This window comes from Streptococcus sp. A23, from assembly GCF_043674155.1.
In the GTDB taxonomy this organism is placed as follows: domain Bacteria; phylum Bacillota; class Bacilli; order Lactobacillales; family Streptococcaceae; genus Streptococcus; species Streptococcus suis_V.
In genome coordinates, this window is sequence record NZ_JBIMJP010000015.1 from 18,481 (window position 1) to 44,758 (window position 26,278).

The window sequence follows — 26,278 nt, forward strand, 5'->3', positions numbered from 1 at the left end:
GATGCAGCAGTATTTTGTCAATGGCAGAGCACCGCAGGGCGTGTTCCAGATTAGCGATAAGGATACTGCCAAGCATATGTTTTCTGTCATGCGCTTGCAGGCAGATGACCAGCTTGTCCTGGTCTTTGACGATGGGATCAAACGCTTGGCGCGTGTAGTGGACAGCCAAAACCAATCTGTTGAAATCATCGAAGAACTGGTAGATAATGTTGAATTACCCGTTTCCGTTACCATTGCCATGGGCTTTCCAAAAGGAGATAAGTTAGAATTTGTCGCCCAAAAGGCAACGGAATTAGGCATGGCAGCCCTCTGGGCCTTTCCAGCTGACTGGTCAGTGGTCAAATGGGACGGTAAAAAATTAGGCAAAAAAGCAGAGAAGCTAGAAAAAATCGCCCAAGGAGCAGCCGAGCAAAGCAAACGCAATCGGATTCCAGCAGTTCGTTTGTTCGAGAAAAAAGGCGATTTCCTATCCCAGCTGGCAGGTTTTGACCAGATTATCCTAGCCTACGAAGAGGCTGCCAAAGAGGGCGAACAAGTCAACCTAGTAAAAACCTTGTCTGGCTTAGAAGCAGGACAATCAGTCCTGGTCATCGTCGGTCCAGAAGGCGGCGTATCGCCTGAAGAAGTAGCCGCATTTGAAGGAGCAGGAGCGGTCAAGACAGGTCTTGGTCCTCGTATTTTGCGAGCAGAAACGGCTCCCCTCTACGCCCTTTCTGCCATTAGCTACGCTACGGAATTGTTGAAATAAGGAGAGTCTCAAGATGAATGAACTAAAGTCAAAGGAACAAGGAGAACTAATTGTATCTGAGAACTGTTTTGCCCTCATTCAGGAAATGGATGCGTTGGCATTACCGACATATCAAAAACATGAAATTACAAATCCGAAAGTTTTGGCTCATGTTGAAAAGATAGTTCGACCAGCAATCAACCATCATCTTAAGAAAGCCGGGCAGGCTAATATTCCTAAGGGATTGTTCAAAGTGGATTTGCCGATAGGCGATTTGCACAAAATCAAAGGGGAAACGGATAAGTATCGTGCTTTTGTTAAAGGTGCGGAAGGAAAATTTAAGGCTCATGCAATACTAACTCCTGCTCAAGTTGAAATTGCAAAAGGAGCAAAAGCTGCAGCTGCTGTTTCAGGAGCTATGCAGGTCGCTGCTATGGTAGTTGGTCAGTATTATATGGCTGAAATCAATGGTCAGCTTGATTCAATGAAAGAAACGTTGAACGATGTTAAGGATTTTCAAGTAAGGGAATTTAAAGGGACTGTTCGCGCTTTGATAGTTAATATTTCTCAACTATCAAAATTTTCAGCAGACTATGTCGAAAATGCTGAACTTGCAAGACTAAAGTTGATGGAGTGTGCTAACTTCCGTGCTGAAGTAACCAAGTTACTAGAACAGGTCAATCTAGCTATTGAAGAGAGTCTCACTAAGGGAAAAGAATTATCTTTTGAAAAGTATGAACAGTTAATTGATAAGTTAAGTACTAATTTATCCTATCAACAAACCTTGTTGAGATTATTAGCGGAACTTAGTAAGCTAGATCTAGCCTTCTCGCAAGGAGTGATGTCAGAGGATAGTAGTTACTATGTGTATGAGTACTATCTAAACAATTGTAATAGTCTAGGTGAAAAGATAGCCAATTGGCACAAAGATAAGATAAAATTTTTCCAAATTGACACTAAGCGCAATAGACGTACCCAAGAGGGTCCTATGAAAGTAGTTGCAGATATTGCAAAAGAGTTGGATAAGAATGCCCATGTTGCTGCTGGAGTAGGCTTTCTTGGAGGTATCGTAGGTGCAGCAGCAGGTTTTGGAATTGGTAAAGCGGCTGGAGAGCTAAATAAGGCCATTCGTTACATTGATGTTCGAAAACGGACAGTTAAGCTAATTTCAGAACAAAAAGCTGTTTTCTACCAATCTAGTAAGCAACTATCGATTAACAACTATGGTGAGAATGTAGAATTGTTACTTGACGATGGCAAAGTTTATTATCTGTTGCCAGATGGTAGAGGATGATAGAGGAGAGATATGTTCGCATTAGGAACCATTATCAATACGGTGGCCATTTCCCTAGCAGGTTTGCTAGGATCTTGGTTTGGACATTTACTGAAAGAACGGCATCAGTCTGGGCTAACCTTGGCTAGCGGCGTTGCCATTCTCTTTTTAGGGATTTCAGGAACGCTGACAGGCCTTTTAAGAGTAGAAAATGGTCAATTGGTCACCCAGAACACCATGCTTTTTGTACTGACTCTAGCCTTTGGAACCTTTCTGGGCGAAGTACTCCATATTGAAGGCTGGTTTGAACGATTGGGCATTTGGTTACGGGAAAAGTCGGGCAATGGTCAAGACTCTCAGTTTTTAGATGATTTCCTGACAGCGTCATTGACCGTTTGTATCGGTGCCATGGCTATACTAGGAGCCATCCAAGATGGATTGACGGGTGATTATCGCTTGTTGGCCGTTAAGAGTATTTTGGACTTTATTATCATTTTGATTATGACCTCGAGTTTGGGCAAGGGGGCTGGATTTTCAGCGGTACCAGTCTTTCTCTTTCAAGGGGCTATTACCCTCTTGGCAAGTTTGATTGAGCCGCTGATGACGGCTCAGGCGCTTGCCAATCTCTCCTTTATCGGCTCCGCCCTCATCTTCTGCGTCGGTGTCAATATCATCTGGGACAAAAAGATTCGCGTTGCCAATATGTTGCCTGCCATTCTTATCGCGGTTGTTTGGAGCTACTTTGCATAAGAAAAACCAGGATTTCCCTGGTTTTTACTATTTTCGCTCAAATTGCAAGAGGCTGACCTGCCCCAAGCCCTTCCAGACCTCCTCGATTTGCCCACTCTGTTGGAAACCATTTTTCAGTAGCACCTTCTGAGAGGCTCTGTTTTCTGGCAGGACAAAGGCAAGGATTGCTTTTATCTGACATTCTTCCATTAGGAAATGGCAGAGCAGGCTGACTGCCTGACTAGCTAGACCCTGATTCCAGAAGGCATGATGAATCCGATAGCCAATGGTTATCGATGCAGACCGTTTCTTGTAGTCGAAAACTTCCAAAACGCCAATCAATTTTCCTTGAAATTCTAGTCCTAAAAACAATCTTTTTTTCTTATCAAAATCACGTTGGAAATGACTGATTCGTTTGCGAAGGGTTTCTTTATTTTTAGTTGACGTGTTAGGAGTGTATTGGAAATGAAGGGGATTGGAATAGATTTCCCAAAGGTCGTCTAGATCACTTTCTTGGATGTGTCGTAGTAAAATCGGAGGGTGGTCAAGAAATGGGATAGTGTCAAATAATGTATTAATCATAAAGATAGTATATCTGAAAAATAGACTTTCTCAAACCCTTTCAGCGCTTTCCTTTTTCTTTTCCAGTGAAAATGGTAAAATAGTAGGAAATAGTTAGGGAGAGAGACAAATGAAGGAAATCAATTTTACAGGAGAAGAGGTTGTTGGGCTGACTGCCACCTACCTTCCAGCCGAAGATGTTGCTTTTGTTCAGAAGGCCTTGGATTTTGCGACAGAGGCACACAAGTCTCAATTTCGTAAATCGGGCGAGCCCTATATTGTACACCCGATCCAGGTAGCAGGTATTTTAGCAGGACTCAAGCTGGATGCTGTGACGGTTGCCTGTGGTTTCTTACATGATGTGGTTGAGGATACGGAAGTTACCTTGGATGATATGGAGGATGAATTTGGTCCAGAGGTCCGCCATATTGTTGGTGGTGTGACCAAGCTGGGTAAGGTCGAGTACAAATCTCACGCGGAGCAACTAGCTGAAAACCACCGCAACATGCTGATTGCCATGTCCCAAGACATGCGGGTCATTCTGGTTAAATTGGCAGACCGCCTTCACAACATGCGGACTCTTAAGCACTTGCGCAAGGACAAGCAGGAACGTATTTCACGTGAAACAATGGAAATCTATGCACCCCTTGCCCACCGTCTAGGTATTTCTTCTATCAAGTGGGAATTGGAAGACATGTCCTTCCGTTACCTCAATGAAGTGGAGTTCTATAAGATTACCCACATGATGCGAGAGAAACGTCGGGAGAGGGAGGCTCTGGTCACAGAAGTAGTGGACAAACTGCGTGAGTACACGGAGGAGCGCCACCTTCACGGGCAGATTTATGGCCGACCAAAGCATATTTACTCTATTTACCGCAAGATGCACGACAAGAAAAAGCGGTTTGACGAGCTCTACGACTTGACAGCCATTCGCTGTATTATGGACACGCCGAGCGATGTTTATGCCATGCTGGGCTACATTCATGAATTGTGGAAACCCATGCCAGGTAGGTTCAAGGACTACATTGCCAGCCCCAAGGCCAATGGCTACCAGTCCATCCATACGACTGTTTACGGACCAAAAGGCCCTATCGAGTTCCAGATTCGGACCATGGAAATGCACCAGGTGGCGGAGTACGGGGTTGCGGCCCACTGGGCCTACAAGCGTGGTGGTGCTGCCAAGGCTTCTGAAAAAGAATTGCGCTGGATTAACAACCTGATTGAGCTGCAGGAGGGAGCTGGCGGAGATGCCCAGACCTTTGTGGATTCTGTGAAAGATGATATTTTTACTGAGCGGATTTACGTTTTCACTCCCGACGGTGCCGTTCGTGAATTGCCTAAAGACTCCGTTCCCATTGACTTTGCCTATGAGATTCATACCAAGGTCGGCGAGCGTGCAACCGGAGCCAAGGTCAATGGTCGCATGGTGCCACTGACTACCAAGCTCAAGACAGGCGACCAGGTGGAAATCATCACCTCGGCCAATTCCTTCGGACCAAGTCGTGACTGGGTCAACATCGTCAAGACCCATAAGGCTCGTAACCGGATCAAGCAGTTCTTCAAAAACCAAGACAAGGAACTATCTGTTTCTAAGGGTCGAGAGATGATTCAGGCCTTGCTGTTGGAAAATGGCTACGCTCCAAATCAGTATTTGGACAGAAAGCACATGGATGCCGTTTTGCAGAAGGCCAGCTACAAGACGGATGAGGCCCTCTTTGCCGCAGTTGGTTTCGGTGAGGTTTCGGCTATCTCTGTTTTCAATCGCCTGACGGAGAAAGAGCGTAAGGAGGCTGAGCGCGCCAAAGCCAAGGCTGTCGCGGACGAATTGGTCAACGGTGGCGAAGTCAAACACGACAACAAAGATAGTTTGAAAATCCGTCACGAAGGTGGGGTGGTCATTGAAGGGGCGTCAGGCTTGTTGATACGGATTGCCAAATGTTGTAATCCAGTACCTGGCGATGAAATTGTCGGTTACATCACCAAGGGGCGTGGGGTAGCCGTCCACCGTGTAGACTGTATGAACCTCAAGAGTCAGGAAAACTATGATGTCCGCCTGATTGATGTCGGTTGGGAGGATGAAAACTCTACCAAGGAATACATGGCAAATATCGATATCTACGGTCTCAACCGCTCAGGATTGCTCAACGATGTCCTTAAGGTCTTGACCAATGCTAGCAAGAACATTTCTTCGGTCAATGCCCAGCCAACCAAGGATATGAAGTTTGCGACTATCCATGTTTCCTTTGGCATTTCCAATCTGGCAACCTTGACCAGTTTGGTGGACAAGATCAAGTCTGTGCCAGAAGTTTACTCAGTGAAAAGGACCAACGGATAAAATGAAAATTGTATTACAACGTGTGTCGCAGGCCAGTGTGACCATTGAAGGAAGCATCCACGGGCAAATTGATCAAGGGCTCTTGCTCCTAGTTGGTGTGGGTCCAGATGACAGCCAGGAAGACCTGGACTATGCTGTTCGCAAAATTGTCAACATGCGGATTTTTTCAGATGAGGCAGGTAAGATGAACAAGTCTGTTCAAGATGTGGCAGGCAAGATTTTATCCATTTCCCAATTTACCCTCTTTGCGGATACAAAAAAAGGCAATCGCCCGGCCTTTACAGGAGCGGCAGCTCCTGCCCTAGCCAGCCAACTCTACGATGCCTTTAACCAAGCCCTGTCAGCCTTTGTGCCCGTTGAAGTGGGCGTTTTTGGGGCGGATATGGCGGTTAGCCTGGTCAATGATGGACCGGTGACCATTGTGTTAGATACCAAAAATCGCTAGACCTCTATACTTTTTGTGTCTATTTTGATATACTAAAAGTGAATTAGATGTGGAGGTGTGCCATGAAAAACTTACTGACCAATCATTTTTTCTACCTAGTGGTAGCATTTACCTTGATTTTGGTGATTTACTTTAGTGGAATTGACAAACGCTGGATTATTCTGGCAAGTTTTCTCTATTTTATCCCTTCGCAGATTTTATACCGTCGTCGCCTTAAAGAGCGGCTACAAGAAGACCAGCCCAAGTAGGCTGGTTTTTTGATGTGTAAATTGGACTACAATTCTTTATTAAATATGCTATAATAGTTTTTGCAGAAAAGTAAAGACGGTGGCTCTAATTTCTGAAAGGTAGGTGGTGCCTATGGGCAAATCATCAAAATCTAACAGAAGGGCTAGCCCAAGCCAGCTGGTAAGTGAACTTACTCATCTGGCAACGACAAATCCTATAAGATTTGTCTAGGGCTCGCACTAGCTCGAGTTTTGAAAAATATCGTTTCAAAACTCTCACGTCGGAGGTTATTGCTTGTCAACCTTTGAGGTGCTGACACTCATGTTTGTAGCTGGTACAGTCATCCAGTTTTTCTTTTATTACTTCGACGAGCGAGGAAACGTCGTTTCCTTATTTCCAACTTCAAAGACACCACTGGAGTCTTTGAACTCGCTTTGCCGTACTCTGCAGGGGTAACTTGCTTTCGCAAGTGCTATCTACAACCTTGTACAGTCACTCGACTGTACAAGCTGTCTGCAGCTCGTTGCCTAGTACTAAAAGTAAACTGGATGACTATTATCTTTTATCGCTCTCGTGATGTTAGTTCTTGAATTGGTAAAAACGACAAAAAAATAACCGTCTATAACTTTGGCAGGTTAACGGTTATTTTTTAATAATTTATAACAAGCCACCGTCTTAAACGGTTCTGCATTGGGTAGTTGTTTCTGGCAACTACCTTTTTCTATGTTTATTATACATCGGTAGGTCTATCAAGTCAAGTTGGACATTTATCTTTTGCCGAAATATGCTATAATAATGATTATAACTTACAAAAAATGTAGGAGATTTCTATGCTTAATATTTTTGTATTAGAAGATGATTTTTTTCAGCAGAGTAGGCTAGAAAATGCTATTAGGAGGTGTGTTGAAGAAACGTCAGTAAGATATAAATTCCTAGAAGTTTTTGGTAAACCAAATCAGTTATTGGAATCAATTGAGGAAGCAGGCAATCACCAATTTTTCTTTTTAGATATTGAAATTAAAGGTGAAGAAAAGAAAGGAATGGAAATCGCTAAAGAAATCCGTGCTCGAGATCCTTATGCTGTTATTGTCTTTGTAACAACTCACTCAGAATTTATGCCGGTAACGTATCGTTATCGAGTCTCTGCTTTAGATTTTATAGATAAAGGCCTGGAGGATAGTGACTTTCAAAAGGCAGTATCAGATGTGTTAGTGCATGCTTTTGAAAATATTGATCATACTATAGCTGAAAATTCTTTTATATACAAAACTGAAACTGCTCATATTCAAGTCCCTTTTAGTGATATCCTTTATTTTGAAACATCATCAACAATACATAAAGTCATTTTAAAAACCAAAACAGGTCAGACTGAGTTTTACGGGAAAGTATCCGATATAGCGAAAGCTGACGAACGACTTTACCAGGCACATCGTTCTTGTGTAGTGAATCCATTAAATATAACGAGATTGGACAGAACAAACCATATTGCCTATTTTGAGAATGGAGATTCTTGTTTCATATCTAGAATAAAACAAGGAAGATTGATAGAATTGATAGAGGATAAGTGATGAAGGTTTCACTAGGGTATGATATTCTTTTTTTCATTGATATCTTAATAAGACTTTATATTTTTCAGCAAATTAGTGGATTTAAAATAGAGAAGAAAAATATAATTATGATAGCATCCATTATAACCTTAGCTTCTATATTGTTAAGTAGTACATTCCAACTATGGGAGCCCTTTTCACTGTTGCTGATAGTTTCTTTTTTAAAAACTGATTGGAATAAGACTCAAAAAATATTCTATTGTTTATTACCGTTTGTCATTGGAGATATGTTTCAAAGGATAATAGGTTTGTATTTACGATTTATCTTTGATATTGATATTATTTCGTTTAATAGCAGCCCATTTTTTAATATCATCCTAACAATATTATTAGTTCCATTTTATACAATACTCTTCAAAGGGCTCGGGATAGAGTCTAAGAATCTTCAAGTTGATACTTTAGATCAAACTTTTAAAAAGATATTCATTAGTCTGAATGTATTTTTTATTACATACTTTTTGATAATTCGTGGTATGATTCAACTTGAAATTGCGATTGACAATGGATTGATTTTAAATATAGATACTTACTTTATTAGAACTAATGTATTGCTGATATATTTTACAATATTTATTGTTAGTATGCTGTATTTGAACTATCAGAAGAAAGAAAAGCAAGACAAAGAAATCCAGGAGTTGAAGGACAAACAATTAGCCGATTTAGGCCGTTATAGTCGTCATGTTGAGTCACTTTATAAAGAAATTCGAAGTTTCCGACATGACTACACTAATATTCTTATTAGTCTGAATGAAGCAATTAAGGAAGAGGATATTGTTGCGATTCGTACAATTTATCAGGGAGTGATAGCAGATTCTGATAGAAAATTCTATGATGGAAAGTACGATATAGCTAGATTGTCCAATATACAAAATCCTGCTGTGAAGAGTTTGCTGTCATCTAAGATGTTGGAGGCACAAAAAAAGGGTATTGCAATTTCTGTGGAAGTAGATGCTGAAATTGAACCACCTGATTTAGAGTTGATAGAATTCATAACTATTCTATCTATCTTATTAGATAATGCGATTGATGCTGCAAAGCAGTGTGCAAATGGAAATATTGTATTTGCCTACTTCCAGGAAGATGATCGAAAAATTATCGTTGTAGAAAATACTACGGTTGAAGATAAAGTATCTACAAGTCATATTTTTGAATATGGTCACTCTACAAAAGGAGATAATCGAGGAATTGGCTTGGCCAATGTAAAAGCTATTTTAGATAACTATCCTAAATTTTCTATATCAACGAAGAGTAGCAATCATCGATTTGTTCAAGAGTTGGTGTTTTTGGAATAAGATTTATAGATGTAAGTCCAGTCGAAAGGCTGGATTTTTTTGCATTTTCTCGAACAAATGGTCATTCATTACAAAATAACGACAGTTCATGACATGGATGAAAAAATGGTGGTGTGTTGGTCTATACTAAGAGTGTAAAAAACAAAAAGGGGACACGAGCATGAATACTTTAAAAACAATTGTTAAACACCGTCATTTCCGCTCCCTACTTGTAGGACTCGGAGCAGGAGCTATCATTTGTCTATGGGGAGTGTATTATGGAATGATTTACCTATTCAGTTATCTTGTCATTAGAGGTTTGATTTATATGGTAAAAAAATAAGAACAAGGAGAAATGAGATGACAGTAAAAAAGAAAATCGCTATGACAGAAGAACAATTGCTACATGTCGCTATGATAGTCTATACCTTGTATGTGCTGTACTTACTTGTCACCAAGAATTTTGTACCACGCTTCATAACTCCCTATGGACTGTATCTATTTGTTCTCGTTGAAGAAAAATTAGAGAAATTTTGCAAAAAACTATATCACAACTTAATGAATCGATAAAAAATGGTCATTCATTACAAAATAACGACCGTTCATGACATGGATGAAAAATTTGGTCTGGGTTGACTTATACTAAGAGTGTAAAGAAAACAAGAACAGGAGAAACAAAGATGAGAGAAAAAAAGGAAATTGTTATTACAGGGAAGCATGTATTACATGCAACAATGCTTGTATTACATGCAACAATGCTTGTATATACCTTCTTTATTGGATTTGCATTCATTAGACAGAATCTTGAGTTGCCGATGTTGATACCATACGGATTTTATCTACTTACCCTTATTCTTGAAAAAATGGAAAAAAGTGGCAAATCGTTATTTGAAATCAGAATTGAACGTTAAGGAAAATGATAGTGAGGAGAATTGAAGATGAAAAAAATCAATAAAGCTATAATGGTTGAGATAACTTGTACTATACTCTTTATTTTATATGGTATAGCTACCATACTATCTGATATAGGAGTAATCCCATTTTCAGAACCGATTCCACTTACAATTGTAATCTGCATATATTTAGGTATTTTGGGAAATATTGAAACAAATAGACTCAATTCTGAAAATGATAAAAATGGTCATTCAAAATAAAACGAAAACAAGGAGAATTGAAGATGAAGAATAAAAAATTCTATGCAGTTTTGATTGCTATTGCACTATGTTTGGTGTTTAAGATTAGTGCGAACTTGTCAGGCGATAGCCTTAAAGATTTTTTCAATGTTTTGGCAGTTAGTATCCCAGGTTCAATCATTACTTTTACTGCTTTAACAAATAAGGAACAAAACAAGGAAAAGTAAGTTTGTAAAGAAAACAAGAACAAGGAGAAATGAAAATGGAAAACAAACATCAAATGATGACTATCAAAGAAACGAATAAAATTATGCAGTTCTTGCAAGGGCTTGTTGAAGGAATTTTGGTCACTGCCGTTCTTATTCACCTAGTGGCTTGGCTTGTTCTTGGAAAAACAGTAGATGTTTTCTAATCTAATTTCTATCCAATGCTCTTTATTGCATTGTATTTCCTAATGAAAGTGAATAAGATTAAAAAGGAGGACTAGCTTATGAAACGTGTTAAAAATATTTTAAAATTTATTGGTTTGATTCTTGTCATCATTGCGATTAACATAACTCCGATGCGATTTATTGCCATACAGGATTCGATGTCAGGTGCCATGCAGTGGGTTTCTGGCATTGGCTATCTGGTCATTGCGACAGCTATTGTGGTGTGGACTTGGAAACGGTATAAGAAAGGTCTACCTGACCAGCAAAAACGGTTCACTTTTACCTGGAAAGATTTTGGGTTTGCTCTGCTATTTTTCTTGGCCGGACGGGTTGTCGGTATTGGCGGAACGTTATTGACCCAGTTGGTCACTGGTAATGCCACCACAGCCAACGATGCAGCACTTTTGGCTACAAATGAGCAATTGGCGAAGATGTTTCCGCTATACTTTATTGCCTTTCATATTGCAATAGGCGTTTTTGCTCCTTTTATGGAAGAGCTTGTTTTCAGAGGTTTGTTTAGCAATTATTTCTTCAAAGAAAATCAAAAATGGCTAAAATTGATAATCAGTTCAGCAGTCTTTGCTCTTCTTCATGCGATTCATCCAATTGAGTTGCCACTTTACTTCTTGCTTGGGGCAGTCTTCTATTTGGCTTACGCTCGCCGTGGCAATATTGTGGATGCGATTCTTGTTCATATATTGAACAACAGCTTGATGGTTATCTTCTCAATTATTGGTTACTTATTGATACTGTTTGGTTAGTGATGTTAAAGGAGTTTAGTTATGACAATGATAGAAAAACTAGATAAAAAATACCAAGAATTTGAAACAGCTTATGAGTCTTCCTCGTTGGCAATGAAATTCTTAGTATGGGTAGGAATAGCTATGACCTTGATGACTCTTGGTTCAGTTCTTGTGCCAGCGATTTATTCTGCAGGGCAAGATTTCGGTGCCTTCCTGTATTCTGTTTTTGGATAAGGGAGTGGTAGAAAATAAAATGAAAAAAGCTGAGGAATCAGCTTTTTGTTTACGCTTGTTTCGTTAGACTTGTTGAAGGTGGGGGAGTTGCTCGCTATTTGAGGGTTTGCTTGAATAGATTGTCTAGGTTGTTTAGGTAGTCTGTCCTTGCTCCTCTAATGCGAAGGATATCTACACGAGAGCCACGAATCAAATAGAAGATGAGGTGCTGTTTTCCAGGAATCATCCTTGTTTTTCCTTCTGGGAATAATGCTCGTCCCAGACGAGCGTCGAGGTCAATATATCCCTCTGGAAATGTTTCTAAAGTCAAGATAGCTGTGCTCAGAGATGCAAGCACCTTTCGTGTACTTGATTCTGAAAATTCACGGACATAATACTGGTAGATCTCCTCTAAATCTTGCTCGGCTTTAGCAGATAAATGTACTTCATAGACCATATTTGGCGAATACCTCACGAGCAGGTGTCGTGTGTCCTGATAAAACTTCTTGGTAGCCTTCATCAAGCTCTGCAATCAACTCATCTAGAAAAGCATCTGCACGTGCCTCTTCTACCGTTTTTATTGGCAAATCTTGCTCTTCAACCACTCTTTCTACAAATAAATTAAGAGCATCAGAAAGGGTCATATCTTTTTCTGATAAGATTATTTTTGCTTGTTCCAATAATTTTGCATTTACTCTAAAATTATATTGTCTATCCCTAACCAATCCTGCCATTGTCTTCAACTCCAAATTCTAATATGTATAACAATAGTGTAGCTATTTGTTTTACATCTGTCAAGCGATAATCTGGTACTGAATATCTTGGATAAGATTCGGTGACTTCGAAAAAATGGTCATTCATTACAAAATAGCGACCGTTCGTGACAGGGATGAGAATAGTGTGTTGATTTGCTATATACTAAGTTCATAAAAAGATTCTATTAGAACGGGAGAGTAGTAATGATTCATTGGATAAAAAGCATAGTGCAGGTTTTATTGTTAACCTTAGTCATACAAGTCCCCTTCATTGCTGAGATGAGTTGGGGGAATATAGATGAACATCTACTTGGTTATATCCTACATGTGTTTTGTTGGATTCTTCTCACTCTTTTCGTTTTTGGGTTATTGGAAACTCTTCGGAAAAACTGTCGTGACAATAGTTTAGAGGCAAAAGGCTATAGCTATGGTAAATTGTTTGGATTGGTTATTTTGGGAATCATTATTAAAATTTTACTATTAAATGTTTCCTTGCGATTATCTGGCTCGACGGTTGATAATAGTAGTATGCTGGAGCTATTTCAGTCCAAATATGGCTGGCTGGTCTTGCTTAGTACAAATATTCTCTCTCCTATCCGAGAAGAGTATCTCTATAGGGGAATCTTTCAGGAGAGAATAAGGAGTAAGCACTATCCAATCATTAGCGTGTTAATTACAGCCATTTTATTTGCTTTTGTACATAGTTATGAAATTTCTTTTAGTTTCTGGTCGGCACTTTTTCCAGGATTTTTGTTTTCTTGGATTTACTATAAAACGAACGATCTCAAATATCCGATAGTGGCACATATTTTGTCGAACAGTATTGTGACCGTTTTAAATGTTATAAGTTTCTAAATCTGTGGTGATAGAAAAGGAGCAAAATTATGAGAATAATAAAATTGATAACTATTATTCCCTTGTTTATACTATTAATGATGGGAATACTAAACTTGTTTCGAGTGACAGACTACTTGCGGTATATTCTAAATATACTGGGGTTAGTAGGAATCTTAATTCTGAGTTATCATACATTTAAAAATGACAGTCGGAATTAGTTGTAATAGATAAAAAATAAGTAGAATATGAAAATAATAAAATCAATCGGTTTCGCTGTGGGTACCTTGCTACTCACTTTACTCATTCAATTTCCGGCTTATGTGGGGATAACAGCCTTTCAAGAGAGTGTGCTTTTAAAACTTGCAGTCATGATAGGGCTTGGTCTTGCAATATTGACACTACTTTCTGTCATCAGACGAGGAATGGTGAAGAATCAAGAATTTTCAAGAGAGAAGCTGAATATTTTTAAAATAGTCGGTATGACAACGTTGGTATTTACTGGACAAACTTTTCTAAACCTCCTTTGGCAGTATTTGGGTCTTAGCCTTAGTGATTCTAACGCCTTAGATACAGTCAATCAGTTAAATTCGGACAATTTTTGGGTGATGGCTCTCTCAGTTATCTTGTTTGCACCAGTTTTAGAAGAATTTCTTTACAGAGGGATTTTGTTAGAAAAGACAGCCCAGTATTTTCCTAAGCATCCTCAAATGGTCATCGTATTTTCTGCCCTTCTATTTGCCTATTGTCATACTTGGAGCTTTTCAGTAGCATTTTTAGGGCACTTTATAACAGGGGCTTATCTGGGCTATCTGTATATGTGCAATAGACGAATGACGGATACTATCCTTGCACATAGCTTCTATAACGCCTCCATTTTACTCCTCCAAATTTTATTTGGTTTGGTGCAGGTTGGTGGATAAAAATTGACAGTAGACATTTTTGGGAAATGCCTGTATACTAAGAGGAAACGAGGCTGGGCAAAAAGCCCGCTTCTCAAGGTTAGTGTCAACATCTCAGCGCAGTGGTTGATTGGCAGATTTGTTCGTGTTTTACACTCCAAATCTGACCATTACGACTGTTGCGAACAAAGTTCGCTCTATTTCCAACCTCAAAAGGTTCACTGAACCTTTTGAGCTGTGCGGGGATGGGAGTGAAACAGTCTGGGGATAGACTGTTTCAGCTCAACAAATGGAAATAAGGACTTGTTGACGAACTCTTCTATGAATGGTCAAGTTCTTTCCCACTCCCACTATCAAGTGCAGAGGTGGGCAGAAATATGAGAAAATTTTTTCAAGACCTCAATCAAGAATATCTGGAAACCAGAAGTTCAGTTGGAGAAGATAGGCTGGAATGGTTGATTCAGAGAAAGATGACCTGGGGTATGCGGTGGGGCTTGGTGCTCGTGTTCATGTTTGTCGTGCAGCCTATAACCTACAATCCTTTCTTTCTCTTGGGCTGTTTTTATCTAGGTTCTTTTTTGGGTTTGGTATATATCTTAGGGCAAGTGTTTTTTGCAACTAGATCCATTTTCTATAACATGAAGAAAAAACCAATCGCTCAGCTTGTTTAGGCTGGGCGATTGGTTTTGAAAGAGAATAGAGGAGATTGGATACTCAATGAACAGCAAAAATAGCCCTCTATACCTGATTTTAACTGCATGCTTATTCATTAAACTGCTTATAGTACTTCTCGTTAAATAGTTTTTGAAGGTTGATTTTAGGTTTAGGTTGTGCTTCTAAGATAGGGGGCAGGATTTTATTGAGAAGTAATTCCGCCTCTTTTTGATATTGTGAATCATATTTTTTGTTATCAATATCATTAGTGTAATAATAAGAAAATTTTCCAGTCATATCAAAATGATAATTTTCATTTTTAGTACTATTCCAGAGTAAGAAATCTATCCCGTAGGCTAACACCAAAGATTTATCCAATAAAACTGCACCATTCCCATCAAGGTCATAGGATAATTTATTAGTTGTCGGTCTTTCAATACTGTCCAAATGAGTTAAAATGATGACCAACTCAGGATTGGTCCCCTCTTTCCGAGGCATGTGCTGGACATAGTACCCTGCGTAGTGAGATAGATTATATGCGATATACAGCTTTCCAATCCCCCAAAGCAGGAGGCTTATGAAGGTTAGGATAAGGGCAACAAGTATTTTCTTTTTCATAGATAGCTTATTCATTAAACTGTTTGTAGTATTTGTCGTTAAATAGATTTTGAAGGTTTATTTTTGGTTTGGGTTGCGCTTCTAGGATAGGGGGCAAGATTTTATCGAGAAGTAATTCCGCCTCTTTTTGATATTGCGTGTCAGAATTTGTATTGTCGATATCATCAGTGTAATAATACAAAAAATCACCGTTATCATGGTTAAAGAAGTAGTCTCCGTCTTCATCTGATATAGTCAGTTGAAATTCATCCGATACATCAAAAAGGTAAAAACTATCATCTTTTATGATACCGCCATTTCCCCTTAAGTTATAAGTAAGTCCGTTTACTTCTGGTCTTTCAATACTGTCCAAATGAGTTAAAATGATGACCAACTCAGGATTGGTCCCCTCTTTCCGAGGCATGTGTTGGACATAGTACCCTGCATAGTGAGAGAGATTATATGCGATATACAACTTTCCAAACCCCCAAAGCAGGAGGCTTATGAAGGTTAGGATAAGGGCAACAAGTATTTTCTTTTTCATCTTCTTTTTCCTTTAGATTTTGATTCGGCATTCCTCTCTTTTTTTACTAAACAAGACTAATCGCTCAGCTTGTTTAGGCTGGGCGATTAGTCTTTTCTACGAATAATTCTTGGGCGATGGTTACAGGTATTGCCAGTTCTTTGTCCTTGTACTGGATGGTGATGGTCTGGGCAAACTGGTCGAAGGCTGTCACAAGTAGTTGATCGCCGACAGCTAACTCATGTTGTTCGAGGTATTGGAGAAGTTGGTAGAAATCATGGATGCGGACCAGTTGGTAGCTGCCGATTTCGGTCAGTTGGGACAGCCGGGTCTGGTAGCGTTCCACAAGCAACTGGTTTTCTTTAGGAATGCTGCCACCGTGTGGGCAGGTTTGGGGATAGCCCAGCAGTTTGTCCAGTTGGTTGATAAAATGGTCTGAAACGGTGTGTTCTAAAATTTCAGCTTCTTCATGGACTTGCTCAGGGGAATAGCCCAGCTGTTCAACTAAAAAGACTTCTATCAGGCGGTGCTTGCGGTAGAGGTTGGCTACCATTTCCAAGGCGACTTGGCTGAGGAGGTAACCTGCTGTTTTATCTTTTTCAATCAGCTCTTCCGTGACCATTTTTTTCAGCATTTCGGAAACGGCTGGGGCGGAAAAATTCATCTTTTCAGCAATCTGCTTATTGGTTATTTTTTGTTCTGCCTGTCCTAGTTCATAGATGACTTTCAGGTAATCTTCTTTGTTTGGTGTCATATTCTCTCACTTTCTAGTAAGAATAGTATACCAAAATTTTATAAAAATCATTGACAGAAAGATTTTTTTAATATATATTAAAACTAAAGTTAAGTATACCTAATAAAACACAAAGGAGAACCTACTATGAAAAAACTATTTCTCAGTTTGGCTCTGCTATTGTCCCTTATCGGGCTAGGAGCCTGTCGTTCAACGCAAAGCCCAGAGGCTTCCAGCAAGCCGCGAGTGGCGGTCACGACCTCTTTCCTCAATGACATGGTCTATCAGTTGGCGGGTGATGAGGTGGAACGTGATTTGCTGATTCCAGCAGGGGAAGACCCGCACCTCTATGTTGCCAAGACCAGCGACCTGTCCAAGTTGCAGCAAGCAGATCTTGTTCTCTACCACGGTTTGCACTTTGAGGGCAAGATGGTGGAAGCCTTGGAAAAGACGGGTGTAGCAGTGTCTAAGAACTTTAATGCAAAAGACTTGAATACGATGGATGAAGATGGAGAAGAGATTGTCGATCCACACTTCTGGTTTTCAATTCCCTTGTACAAGTCAGCTGTAGCTGTAGCTTCAGAGGAACTACAAAAACTTTTACCTGCTAAAGCAGAGCTGATTCAGAAAAATACGGAAAACTACTTGGCTCAGCTGGATGACTTACATACTTGGATTGAAAAAGAGTTGAGCGTCCTGCCTGCGGAGAGCCGTTACCTAGTCACCCCACATGATGCCTTTAACTACTTCGCAGCCAGCTATGACTTTACCCTCTATGCACCGCAGGGCATTAGTACCGAGTCAGAAGTTGCCAACAGCGATATGATTGAAACGGTCAATATGATTTTAGAACATGGTATCAAGGCTATCTTTACCGAGTCAACAACCAGTCCAGAACGCATGGAAAAATTGCAAGAAGCTGTCAAGGCCAAGGGTGGTCAAGTAGCGATTGTAAGCGGTGAAGGCAAGGAGCTATTCTCAGATTCCCTAGCGCCAGAAGGGGAAGAGGGAGCGACATTTATCGATATGTATAAGCACAATGTCCAGTTAATTGTGGAGCATTTGCAGTAAGAAAGGTTGGAAGAATGGAAGAAATACTGAGAGTTGAAGACTTGTCCTTGCACTATGGTGCAGGACAGGTCAAGGCTCTAGATCGGGTCAGTTTTCAGCTGCCCAAGGGTTGTCGTGCAGCCCTGGTCGGTCCAAATGGTGCAGGGAAATCGAGCTTGTTTAAGGCGATTTTGGGATTGGAGAAGGGGGTAAGTGGCAAGGTTTCGATACTGGGTCAGTCAGAGAAACTGAATCAAGTTATTCAAAAAAATGTTGCCTATATTCCCCAAGCCAGCCAGGTCAACTGGCAGTTTCCTGCAAGGGTTCTGGATATTGTCCTGATGGGGCGTTTTGCCCATACCAGTGGTTTCTTCCGCCGACCAAGTTCCTTGGATAAGGAAAAGGCAGAGCAGGCTCTGGAAGAGATGAAAATCAGTGATTTACGTAATCGGCAGATTGATCAGTTATCGGGAGGTCAGCGGCAACGGGTCTTTCTGGCTAGGGCCTTGGCTCAGGAAGCTGAAATCTACATGATGGATGAGCCCTTGGCTGGGATTGATCAGGTGACAGAGCAAGTCATCATGGACTGTTTGAAGAAGTTCCAGCAAGAAGGCAAGACCTCCCTGGTTATCCACCATGACCTTTTGACCTTGGAAAAGTATTTTGATTATGTCCTCTGGCTCAATGGTCGTTTGGTGGCAGAGGGGGCTATGGATCAGGTGGATTTGCTGCAAGCCTATCAAGCTGCCTTTGGTCAGGAACCTGCCTTATTTCTAAAGGAGGGGCCTGGTCATGTTTGATCTCTTGCAGGACTATTCTTTTTGGACGGTAGCTCTGGGAACCCTTGTTTTAGCCTTGGCGGCTAGTCAAATCGGGACCATTAGCGTCTTGACCAGACAGAGTTTAATCGGAGATAGCTTGGGGCATGCGGCCTATCCAGGTATCATCCTGTCCTATATGATTTTTCAGTCACGCCACCCCCTGCTCCTCTTGATTGGAGCGGTGGCTTCGGGTTACCTGTCCTATGGTCTGGTCAGCTGGCTCTGTCGAGGAGGGCGGACCAGTCGGGTCAATGCCTTGGCACTGGTTTCGGCGGCTTTTTTTGGACTGGGCTTGGTTCTCAAGCAGTATGTTCAGGGAAATGTTGCCTTTCAAGGAGCAGCCCAGGCAGGTTTGGAAAACTATGTCTTTGGTCAGGCAGCCTTTATGCAGTTGGACGATGTTGTATTGATTTGCCTAGTAGCCTTGCTAGCCTTGTTCCTATTTGGGTGGCACTACCAGTCGCTCAAGCTCTATCTGTTTGATAAACAGTTTGCCAAGCTAGTGGGGATTTCTGTGGAAAAGATTGACCGTATGACCCTGTTTCTGATGATGAGTTTGATTGCGGTTGGCTTGAAGGTGGTTGGGGCTATCCTGATGAGTAGTTTCTTGATAGCACCAGCTGTCTTTGGCTTGCTTCTAGGAAAGTCCTATGGTCAGACCTTGGTATTAGCAGCAGGAATTGCTGGATTTTCAGCCCTACTTGGAAGTTATGTGAGTTCGGTGGTGACAGGTTTATCGACTGGGCCGGCTATTATTGTTTGCTTGAGTTTGTCCTCTTTAGTGGCTTTTGCTTATATGACCTATATCAGAAAGGAGAATGCAGGTGCTTGAGGTCTTATTGATTTTACTGGCTGTTGGTTCTTCTTGTGGCTTGATTGGGTCTGTCTTGGTGGTGCGCAATCAGGCCATGCTGGCAGATGCCTTGTCCCACTCGGTTCTGTTGGGGATAGTACTGGGCTTCTTTGTCAGTCACAGCCTAGATTCCCCCCTGCTCTTGTTTGGGGCGGCGGTTTTTGGTCTACTGACAGTTCTAGCGATTGAGGGGCTACACACTCGCAAGTTGGCTCAGGATGCGGCGACGGGCTTGCTCTTTACTTTTTTCTTTGCCCTAGCGGTTATTCTCATCTCCCTCTTTGCCCGTAATGTCCATCTGGACTTGGATATGGTCCTGATGGGCGAGGTGCTCTTTGCCCCTCTTAACAGGCTGGATTTTTTAGGTCTATCCCTACCCTTGGCCTTGGTCAAGTCCGTCGGGCTCTTACTGGTTTTGCTGGTCTTCTTTTTCTTGAATTTTCAAGCTCTGACCCTCTATCTCTTGGACAAGGAGCAGGCTAAACTCCAAGGGATTGCCACTAAAAGACTGGAGCTGGGATTGATTTTTCTGGTTTCCTTGACAACGGTATCGTCCTTTGAGGCGGTCGGCTCTATGGCGGTCATTATTTTCTTACTGGCACCTAGCATGGCGGCCTTACCTTGGTCGAAGCATTTCTGTCAGTTTTTAGTTTTGGGGCAATGCTGCGCCATTCTGATGATTTGTCTAGGCTTTGGGCTTGCCAGCTGGCTTGACCTGACCATGTCTGGAACCTGTTCGGTCATGGGGCTTCTGACAGTTTGCGTCAGCTTTTTCCTAAAAAATGCCCTAAAAGTTTAGTTTGGCAAATGAAATTGTCAGACTTTTTTGTTATTATAGTAAGTAATCACACAAGCAAAGGAGAAAATAATGACACGTTTACAAGATGATTTTTACGAATACGTCAATGGTGAATGGGCAAAAACAGCCGTCATTCCAGACGATAAGCCAAGAACAGGTGGTTTCTCAGACTTGGCGGATGAGATTGAAAAACTTATGATTGACACGACAAACGCATGGTTGGCTGGTGAAAATGTCCCAGAAGATAGCGTTTTGCAAAACTTTGTGGCCTTCCACAAACAAGTAGCCGACTATGCAACCCGTGATCGATTGGGAGCAGAGCCAGCACAAGCCTTAATTGCAGAGTACAAGGCTCTCAACTCTTTCGAAGAATTTACCAGCAAGCTGGCAGAGTACGAATTGGCCGGCAAGCCAAACCTCATGCCTTTTGGTGTGGCACCTGACTTTATGGATGCGACTACTAATGTCCTCTGGGCAGATTCTCTAGGCATTATCTTGCCAGATACGACCTACTATGAAGAAGGCCATGAAAAAGGATCGGAATTGCTCAAAATCTGGCGTGAAAGTCAAGAAGCCCTCCTACCTAAGTTCGGTTTCAGCGATGAGGAAATCAAAGACCTCTTGGACAAGCGTTTGGAACTAGATGCCACGATTGCCAAGTATGTCCTGTCAAATGAAGAGGGTTCTGAGTACGCCAAACTTTACCACCCCTACGAGTGGGTAGATTTTACTGCCTTGGCACCAGAGCTGCCTTTGGATGATTTCTTCACAGCGATTTTAGGGCAAACGCCAGACAAGATTATCGTGCCTGAGGAACGTTTTTGGCAGGCTGCCAAGGACATTTACAGTGCGGATAATTGGGAGCTTTTGAAGGCGACCTTGATTTTGAAAGCGGCAGGAGCTTATACAGCCTTCTTATCGGATGAAATTCGTATTCTAGCAGGAGCCTACAGCCGTGCTCTTTCCGGTACACCGCAGGCGCAAAACCAAGAAAAAGCAGCCTACAACTTGGCACAAGGCTACTTTAACCAAGCCCTCGGTCTTTGGTATGCTGGAGAGAAATTCTCACCAGAAGCCAAGGCAGATGTGGAAGCCAAAGTTGCCAAGATGATTGAAGTCTACAAATCTCGTTTGGAAACAGCTGACTGGTTGGCTCAGGAAACGCGTGACAAGGCCATTGTCAAACTCAATGTTATCAAGCCTTACATTGGCTACCCAGAAGCCTTGCCAGAGCGTTATTATAAGAAGATTGTTGACCCAAGCAAGTCCTTGGTGGAAAATGCCATTGAGCTAAACAAGATTGACATTGCTCATGGTTGGAGCAAGTGGAACAAGCCTGTGGACATTAAGGAATGGGGCATGCCAGCTCACATGGTCAACGCCTACTACAATCCACAGAAGAACTTGATTGTCTTCCCAGCGGCCATTTTGCAGGCGCCATTCTACTCTCTGGAGCAGTCTTCGTCAGCTAACTACGGCGGTATCGGTGCGGTTATTGCCCACGAGATTTCCCATGCCTTCGACTCAAATGGTGCTTCCTTTGATGAGCATGGCAGCCTCAATAACTGGTGGACAGAGGAAGACTATGCTGCCTTTGAGGCTCGTACCCAGCAGGTCATCGACCAGTTTGAAGGTCAGGATTCTTACGGTGCCAAAATCAATGGTAAATTGACCGTGTCAGAAAACATTGCTGACCTTGGTGGGATTGCGGCAGCCCTAGAAGCAGCCAAGTCAGAAGATGACTTCTCCGCAGAGGAATTCTTCACTAACTTTGCTCGCATCTGGCGAATGAAGGCCCGTCCTGAGTTCATGCAGATGTTGGCGAGTGTCGATGTCCACGCACCAGGGCACCTACGCACCAACATCCAGTTGCCAAACTTCGATGAATTCCATGAAACCTTTGGCGTTCAAGAAGGCGACGGTATGTGGCGTGCTAAAGAAGACCGTGTGATTATTTGGTAGAAGTTTTGAACAGCTAACTTTTGTTGGCTGTTTTTGTCGCTTTGGACAAGAAAAAATAAAGCATATCTATTTGACACAGCTTCTCATCTATGGTATTATACTAGACGGTACTTTTTACTTTTGGTCTCTCAAGAGTGTACAGGGACGTGCTGACAAATGTTGCAAAAGTACACACAGATAGGGGTTGTCACCAATGCCCTATCACCAAAAATAAAAAATATATACAGGAGAATGTAGATGCCTACAATTAACCAGTTGGTACGTAAACCACGTAAGTCTAAAGTAGAAAAATCTAAATCACCAGCTTTGAACGTTGGTTACAACAGCCGTAAAAAAGTTCAAACTAACGTTTCATCACCACAAAAACGCGGTGTTGCAACTCGTGTCGGAACAATGACACCTAAAAAACCTAACTCAGCCCTTCGTAAATTTGCTCGTGTACGTTTGAGCAACCTTATCGAGGTTACTGCTTACATCCCAGGTATCGGTCACAACTTGCAAGAGCACAGCGTTGTTCTTCTTCGTGGTGGACGTGTAAAGGACCTTCCAGGGGTACGTTACCATATCGTTCGTGGTGCGCTTGATACTGCAGGTGTAAACGATCGTAAGCAAGGCCGTTCTAAATACGGTACTAAACGTCCAAAAGGCTAAGAAAGGGGAAATATAAATGAGTCGTAAAAATCAAGCGCCTAAGCGCGAAGTATTGCCAGATCCATTGTATAACTCAAAATTGGTAACTCGTTTGATCAACCGTGTTATGTTGGACGGTAAACGTGGTACTGCTGCATCAATCGTTTACGGTGCCTTTGATCAAATCAAAGAAGCAACTGGTAACGATGCACTTGAAGTATTTGAAACAGCAATGGAAAACATCATGCCTGTACTTGAAGTACGTGCACGTCGTGTCGGTGGTTCTAACTACCAAGTCCCAGTTGAAGTTCGTCCAGAGCGTCGTACAACACTTGGTCTTCGTTGGTTGGTAACGATCGCTCGTAACCGTGGTGAGCACACTATGATTGATCGCCTTGCGAAAGAAATCATGGATGCAGCAAACAACACTGGTGCAGCTGTTAAGAAACGTGAAGACACCCATAAAATGGCAGAAGCAAACCGCGCATTCGCACACTTCCGCTGGTAAGATTAAGATACAGAGAACGTGCCTGCCGACGAAAAATAGGAAATCGAAGCAGAATGCTTTTGCATTCAATGAGATTTATCTTTTTTCGTTGCCAGCAGGCCGTTCGAGTTCAGTTCGACATTGGATATACGCAAGTTAACTGAATTTAATCTAAGATGAATGAACTTCGTTCAACCATCACAAACCGGATCGAGGCTTGCCTCATCCACTTCACACCATTAGTAAGAAATCAAGCGGGTGGGACTTGCCCACTCGCTTTTCTTAAAATATGGTATAATAAAGTACAAAACTAAAATTATAGGAGAACAAACCTCATGGCACGCGAATTTTCATTAGAAAAAACTCGTAATATCGGTATCATGGCGCACGTTGACGCGGGTAAAACAACGACAACTGAGCGTATTCTTTACTACACTGGTAAAATCCACAAAATCGGTGAAACTCACGAAGGTGCATCACAAATGGACTGGATGGAGCAAGAGCAAGAGCGTGGTATCACAATCACATCTGCTGCGACAACAGCTCAATGGAACAACCACCGTGTAAACATCATCGACACACCAGGACACGTGGACTTCACAATCGAAGTACAACGTTCACTTCGCGTTCTTGATGGTGCGGTTACCGTTCTTGACTCACAATCAGGTGTTGAGCCACAAACTGAAACAGTATGGCGTCAAGCAACTGAATACGGTGTTCCACGTATCGTATTTGCCAACAAAATGGACAAAATCGGTGCTGACTTCCTTTACTCAGTAAGCACACTTCATGAGCGTCTTCAAGCAAATGCTCACCCAATTCAATTGCCAATCGGTTCTGAAGATGAGTTCCGTGGTATCATCGACTTGATCAAGATGAAAGCTGAAATCTATACTAACGACCTTGGTACAGATATTCTTGAAGAAGATATTCCGGCTGAATACCTTGAGCAAGCTCAAGAATACCGTGAAAAATTGGTTGAAGCAGTTGCTGAAACTGATGAAGAATTGATGATGAAATACCTTGAAGGTGAAGAAATCACAAACGAAGAATTGAAAGCTGGTATCCGTAAAGCGACTATCAACGTTGAATTCTTCCCAGTATTGTGTGGTTCTGCCTTCAAGAACAAAGGTGTTCAATTGATGCTTGACGCGGTTATTGACTACCTTCCAAGCCCACTTGACATCCCTGCAATCAAGGGTGTAAACCCAGATACTGATGGTGAAGAAGAGCGCCATGCTTCTGATGAAGAGCCATTTGCGGCCCTTGCTTTCAAGATTATGACTGACCCATTCGTAGGTCGTTTGACATTCTTCCGTGTGTACTCAGGTGTCTTGAACTCAGGTTCTTACGTATTGAACACTTCTAAAGGTAAACGTGAGCGTATCGGACGTATCCTTCAAATGCACGCAAACAGCCGTCAAGAAATCGACGTAGTTTACTCAGGTGATATTGCCGCTGCAGTTGGCTTGAAAGATACTACAACAGGTGACTCATTGACAGATGAAAAGGCAAAAATCATCCTTGAGTCTATCCACGTTCCAGAACCAGTTATCCAATTGATGGTTGAGCCTAAGTCTAAAGCTGACCAAGACAAGATGGGTATCGCACTTTCTAAATTGGCTGAAGAAGATCCAACCTTCCGCGTTGAAACAAACGTTGAAACTGGTGAAACAGTTATCTCTGGTATGGGTGAGCTCCACCTTGACGTCCTTGTTGACCGTATGCGTCGTGAATTCAAGGTTGAAGCAAACGTAGGTGCTCCTCAAGTATCTTACCGTGAAACATTCCGTGCTTCTACTCAAGCTCGTGGTTTCTTCAAACGCCAGTCTGGTGGTAAAGGTCAATTCGGTGACGTTTGGATCGAATTCACACCAAATGAAGAAGGTAAAGGTTTCGAGTTCGAGAACGCTATCGTCGGTGGTGTGGTTCCACGTGAATTCATCCCAGCGGTTGAAAAAGGTCTCGTAGAATCTATGGCTAATGGTGTTCTTGCTGGTTACCCAATCGTTGACGTTAAAGCGAAGCTTTACGATGGTTCATACCACGATGTCGACTCATCTGAAACAGCCTTCAAAGTGGCAGCATCTCTTGCCCTTAAAGAAGCAGCGAAATCAGCTCAACCAACTATCCTTGAGCCAATGATGCTCGTAACCATCACTGCACCAGAAGATAACCTCGGTGACGTTATGGGTCACGTTACTGCACGTCGTGGTCGCGTTGACGGTATGGAAGCTCGTGGTAACACACAAATCGTTCGTGCTTATGTGCCACTTGCTGAAATGTTCGGTTACGCAACTGTTCTTCGTTCAGCAACACAAGGTCGCGGTACCTTCATGATGGTATTTGACCACTACGAAGATGTACCAAAATCTGTACAAGACGAAATTATCAAGAAAAACGGTGGCAATGCATAATTGCTAACCAGGACGCCTTCAGGCGTCTTTTTTGTCTCTGTCAATTGTAGTGGGCTGATGAACAGCTACATTCACGAGAGGACCTCTTGGTCTTCTTTTTTGCTTAAAACCCAATTTTCCTTATTGACAATTGACTCTTTAGCTGATAGAATAATCAAGCTATCATTTGAAGCATTTGTTGATCAGGCTTTTAGAACCTAGCCGATGAAAAAAATTAAAAATTTTTGAAAAAAGCTATTGACAGTATTAGCTATAGATGATAGAATAATGAAGTTGTCTCGTGAGGGACTGTTGGCGAAGTAGAAACGAAAAAAAGTTTCAAAAAGTAGTTGACAGGAAATCACGGATGTGATATACTGATATAGTTGTCGCAAGGACGACAAGACCTTTGAAAATTAAAGAAGACGAACCAAACGTGCAGGGTGATTTATATTTATATAAATCGTCAATGACAAAAAACAATAAACGGATAAGCCAGAGTGCTTAGTCGGACAAACTAATTTTAATGAGAGTTTGATCCTGGCTCAGGACGAACGCTGGCGGCGTGCCTAATACATGCAAGTAG

General features: G+C 41.7%; 31 protein-coding genes and 1 rRNA gene. 26 read left to right on the plus strand and 6 right to left on the minus strand.

Features of this window, described 5'->3' with window-relative positions; translation table 11 throughout:
• Position 1 precedes the first annotated feature (1 nt).
• Genes ACHBIE_RS08685 through ACHBIE_RS08695 form a run of 3 tightly spaced genes read left to right on the plus strand, consistent with a single transcriptional unit; the run spans position 2 to position 2,750 of the window.
• Positions 2-748 (plus strand): 16S rRNA (uracil(1498)-N(3))-methyltransferase, encoded by a 747-nt coding sequence (locus tag ACHBIE_RS08685; protein WP_394733152.1) that lies wholly within the window; start codon positions 2-4, stop codon positions 746-748.
• Between the two features lie 13 nt (positions 749-761).
• Positions 762-2,021, plus strand: coding sequence for a hypothetical protein (locus tag ACHBIE_RS08690; RefSeq protein WP_105097156.1), 1,260 nt, complete (start codon positions 762-764; stop codon positions 2,019-2,021).
• A gap of 12 nt (positions 2,022-2,033) precedes the next feature.
• Positions 2,034-2,750 carry a DUF554 domain-containing protein gene (locus tag ACHBIE_RS08695; protein ID WP_105122095.1) on the plus strand — a complete coding sequence of 239 codons (717 nt, stop codon included), beginning with the start codon at positions 2,034-2,036 and terminating at the stop codon, positions 2,748-2,750.
• Between the two features lie 27 nt (positions 2,751-2,777).
• Here the strand turns inward: ACHBIE_RS08695 and ACHBIE_RS08700 are convergent, their stop codons facing one another.
• Positions 2,778-3,311, minus strand: a complete 534-nt coding sequence (locus tag ACHBIE_RS08700; RefSeq protein ID WP_105122096.1) for a GNAT family N-acetyltransferase — start codon at positions 3,309-3,311, stop codon at positions 2,778-2,780.
• Between the two features lie 109 nt (positions 3,312-3,420).
• Between ACHBIE_RS08700 and ACHBIE_RS08705 the strand changes: the two genes are divergently transcribed.
• From ACHBIE_RS08705 to ACHBIE_RS08755, 11 genes are all read left to right on the plus strand, one after another.
• Positions 3,421-5,625, plus strand: coding sequence for a bifunctional (p)ppGpp synthetase/guanosine-3',5'-bis(diphosphate) 3'-pyrophosphohydrolase (locus ACHBIE_RS08705; RefSeq protein ID WP_105122097.1), 2,205 nt, complete (start codon positions 3,421-3,423; stop codon positions 5,623-5,625).
• A gap of 1 nt (position 5,626) precedes the next feature.
• Complete coding sequence (dtd, locus tag ACHBIE_RS08710; RefSeq protein WP_024377597.1) at positions 5,627-6,070, plus strand: D-aminoacyl-tRNA deacylase; 444 nt, start codon at positions 5,627-5,629, stop codon at positions 6,068-6,070.
• A 62-nt stretch (positions 6,071-6,132) separates the two neighbouring features.
• On the plus strand, positions 6,133-6,318 hold the full coding sequence (locus ACHBIE_RS08715; RefSeq protein ID WP_002941993.1) for a hypothetical protein: 186 nt from the start codon (positions 6,133-6,135) through the stop codon (positions 6,316-6,318).
• 810 nt (positions 6,319-7,128) lie between these two features.
• The gene (locus tag ACHBIE_RS08720; protein ID WP_105143757.1) at positions 7,129-7,866 is read left to right on the plus strand and encodes a response regulator transcription factor; all 738 of its coding nucleotides are present in this window, start codon (positions 7,129-7,131) and stop codon (positions 7,864-7,866) included.
• Positions 7,866-9,197, plus strand: coding sequence for a sensor histidine kinase (locus tag ACHBIE_RS08725; RefSeq protein WP_394733153.1), 1,332 nt, complete (start codon positions 7,866-7,868; stop codon positions 9,195-9,197). Before ACHBIE_RS08720 ends, ACHBIE_RS08725 begins: the two co-directional genes overlap by 1 nt.
• Positions 9,198-9,856: 659 nt before the next feature.
• A complete protein-coding gene (locus ACHBIE_RS08730) occupies positions 9,857-10,087 on the plus strand; it encodes a hypothetical protein (RefSeq protein WP_024376182.1) in 231 nt (76 codons plus the stop codon).
• 27 nt (positions 10,088-10,114) lie between these two features.
• On the plus strand, positions 10,115-10,330 hold the full coding sequence (locus ACHBIE_RS08735; protein ID WP_024376181.1) for a hypothetical protein: 216 nt from the start codon (positions 10,115-10,117) through the stop codon (positions 10,328-10,330).
• 23 nt (positions 10,331-10,353) lie between these two features.
• Positions 10,354-10,536 (plus strand): hypothetical protein, encoded by a 183-nt coding sequence (locus tag ACHBIE_RS08740; RefSeq protein WP_024376180.1) that lies wholly within the window; start codon positions 10,354-10,356, stop codon positions 10,534-10,536.
• A 35-nt stretch (positions 10,537-10,571) separates the two neighbouring features.
• The gene (locus tag ACHBIE_RS08745; protein WP_394733154.1) at positions 10,572-10,721 is read left to right on the plus strand and encodes a hypothetical protein; all 150 of its coding nucleotides are present in this window, start codon (positions 10,572-10,574) and stop codon (positions 10,719-10,721) included.
• Positions 10,722-10,799: 78 nt separating this feature from the next.
• Complete coding sequence (locus tag ACHBIE_RS08750; protein WP_394733155.1) at positions 10,800-11,501, plus strand: CPBP family intramembrane glutamic endopeptidase; 702 nt, start codon at positions 10,800-10,802, stop codon at positions 11,499-11,501.
• Positions 11,502-11,522: 21 nt separating this feature from the next.
• Positions 11,523-11,717, plus strand: a complete 195-nt coding sequence (locus ACHBIE_RS08755) for a hypothetical protein (protein WP_024376177.1) — start codon at positions 11,523-11,525, stop codon at positions 11,715-11,717.
• Positions 11,718-11,811: 94 nt separating this feature from the next.
• Here the strand turns inward: ACHBIE_RS08755 and ACHBIE_RS08760 are convergent, their stop codons facing one another.
• Both ACHBIE_RS08760 and ACHBIE_RS08765 read right to left on the minus strand, forming a co-directional pair.
• Positions 11,812-12,153, minus strand: coding sequence for a type II toxin-antitoxin system RelE/ParE family toxin (locus ACHBIE_RS08760; RefSeq protein WP_394733156.1), 342 nt, complete (start codon positions 12,151-12,153; stop codon positions 11,812-11,814).
• Positions 12,143-12,430: a type II toxin-antitoxin system RelB/DinJ family antitoxin gene (locus ACHBIE_RS08765; RefSeq protein WP_394733168.1), complete on the minus strand. Its 288-nt coding sequence runs from the start codon at positions 12,428-12,430 to the stop codon at positions 12,143-12,145. Before ACHBIE_RS08765 ends, ACHBIE_RS08760 begins: the two co-directional genes overlap by 11 nt.
• A gap of 225 nt (positions 12,431-12,655) precedes the next feature.
• Here ACHBIE_RS08765 and ACHBIE_RS08770 point away from each other — a divergent pair, with 225 nt between their 5' ends.
• The 3 genes from ACHBIE_RS08770 to ACHBIE_RS08780 all read left to right on the plus strand — a co-directional run bounded on the left by ACHBIE_RS08770 (position 12,656) and on the right by ACHBIE_RS08780 (position 14,858).
• Positions 12,656-13,306 carry a CPBP family intramembrane glutamic endopeptidase gene (locus ACHBIE_RS08770; protein ID WP_394733157.1) on the plus strand — a complete coding sequence of 217 codons (651 nt, stop codon included), beginning with the start codon at positions 12,656-12,658 and terminating at the stop codon, positions 13,304-13,306.
• A gap of 227 nt (positions 13,307-13,533) precedes the next feature.
• The gene (locus tag ACHBIE_RS08775; protein ID WP_394733158.1) at positions 13,534-14,208 is read left to right on the plus strand and encodes a CPBP family intramembrane glutamic endopeptidase; all 675 of its coding nucleotides are present in this window, start codon (positions 13,534-13,536) and stop codon (positions 14,206-14,208) included.
• 356 nt (positions 14,209-14,564) lie between these two features.
• Complete coding sequence (locus ACHBIE_RS08780; protein ID WP_161943325.1) at positions 14,565-14,858, plus strand: hypothetical protein; 294 nt, start codon at positions 14,565-14,567, stop codon at positions 14,856-14,858.
• Between the two features lie 91 nt (positions 14,859-14,949).
• On the opposite strand, the gene ACHBIE_RS08785 is transcribed toward ACHBIE_RS08780, so the two are convergent.
• The 3 genes from ACHBIE_RS08785 to ACHBIE_RS08795 form a co-directional block, all read right to left on the minus strand.
• Positions 14,950-15,459, minus strand: a complete 510-nt coding sequence (locus ACHBIE_RS08785; RefSeq protein WP_105122110.1) for a hypothetical protein — start codon at positions 15,457-15,459, stop codon at positions 14,950-14,952.
• Positions 15,460-15,466: 7 nt separating this feature from the next.
• The gene (locus ACHBIE_RS08790; protein WP_394733159.1) at positions 15,467-15,982 is read right to left on the minus strand and encodes a hypothetical protein; all 516 of its coding nucleotides are present in this window, start codon (positions 15,980-15,982) and stop codon (positions 15,467-15,469) included.
• 73 nt (positions 15,983-16,055) lie between these two features.
• Entirely contained in the window at positions 16,056-16,715 is a 660-nt protein-coding gene (locus ACHBIE_RS08795) for a metal-dependent transcriptional regulator (protein ID WP_394733160.1), read from the minus strand.
• 126 nt (positions 16,716-16,841) lie between these two features.
• On the opposite strand from ACHBIE_RS08795, the gene ACHBIE_RS08800 reads away from it, so the two are divergent.
• The 9 genes from ACHBIE_RS08800 to ACHBIE_RS08840 form a co-directional block, all read left to right on the plus strand.
• The gene (locus tag ACHBIE_RS08800) at positions 16,842-17,765 is read left to right on the plus strand and encodes a metal ABC transporter solute-binding protein, Zn/Mn family (protein WP_394733161.1); all 924 of its coding nucleotides are present in this window, start codon (positions 16,842-16,844) and stop codon (positions 17,763-17,765) included.
• Between the two features lie 14 nt (positions 17,766-17,779).
• The gene (locus tag ACHBIE_RS08805; RefSeq protein WP_394733162.1) at positions 17,780-18,544 is read left to right on the plus strand and encodes a metal ABC transporter ATP-binding protein; all 765 of its coding nucleotides are present in this window, start codon (positions 17,780-17,782) and stop codon (positions 18,542-18,544) included.
• Positions 18,537-19,397, plus strand: coding sequence for a metal ABC transporter permease (locus ACHBIE_RS08810; protein WP_394733163.1), 861 nt, complete (start codon positions 18,537-18,539; stop codon positions 19,395-19,397). Before ACHBIE_RS08805 ends, ACHBIE_RS08810 begins: the two co-directional genes overlap by 8 nt.
• Entirely contained in the window at positions 19,390-20,217 is an 828-nt protein-coding gene (locus ACHBIE_RS08815) for a metal ABC transporter permease (RefSeq protein ID WP_394733164.1), read from the plus strand. Before ACHBIE_RS08810 ends, ACHBIE_RS08815 begins: the two co-directional genes overlap by 8 nt.
• Before the next feature lie 69 nt (positions 20,218-20,286).
• Positions 20,287-22,179: a M13 family metallopeptidase gene (locus tag ACHBIE_RS08820; protein ID WP_394733165.1), complete on the plus strand. Its 1,893-nt coding sequence runs from the start codon at positions 20,287-20,289 to the stop codon at positions 22,177-22,179.
• A gap of 237 nt (positions 22,180-22,416) precedes the next feature.
• Complete coding sequence (rpsL, locus tag ACHBIE_RS08825; protein WP_002940030.1) at positions 22,417-22,830, plus strand: 30S ribosomal protein S12; 414 nt, start codon at positions 22,417-22,419, stop codon at positions 22,828-22,830.
• A 16-nt stretch (positions 22,831-22,846) separates the two neighbouring features.
• A complete protein-coding gene (gene rpsG / locus ACHBIE_RS08830; protein WP_002940031.1) occupies positions 22,847-23,317 on the plus strand; it encodes a 30S ribosomal protein S7 in 471 nt (156 codons plus the stop codon).
• Between the two features lie 314 nt (positions 23,318-23,631).
• Entirely contained in the window at positions 23,632-25,713 is a 2,082-nt protein-coding gene (gene fusA / locus ACHBIE_RS08835) for an elongation factor G (protein ID WP_394733166.1), read from the plus strand.
• A gap of 501 nt (positions 25,714-26,214) precedes the next feature.
• Positions 26,215-26,278 (plus strand): 16S ribosomal RNA (locus tag ACHBIE_RS08840); the annotation flags it as partial.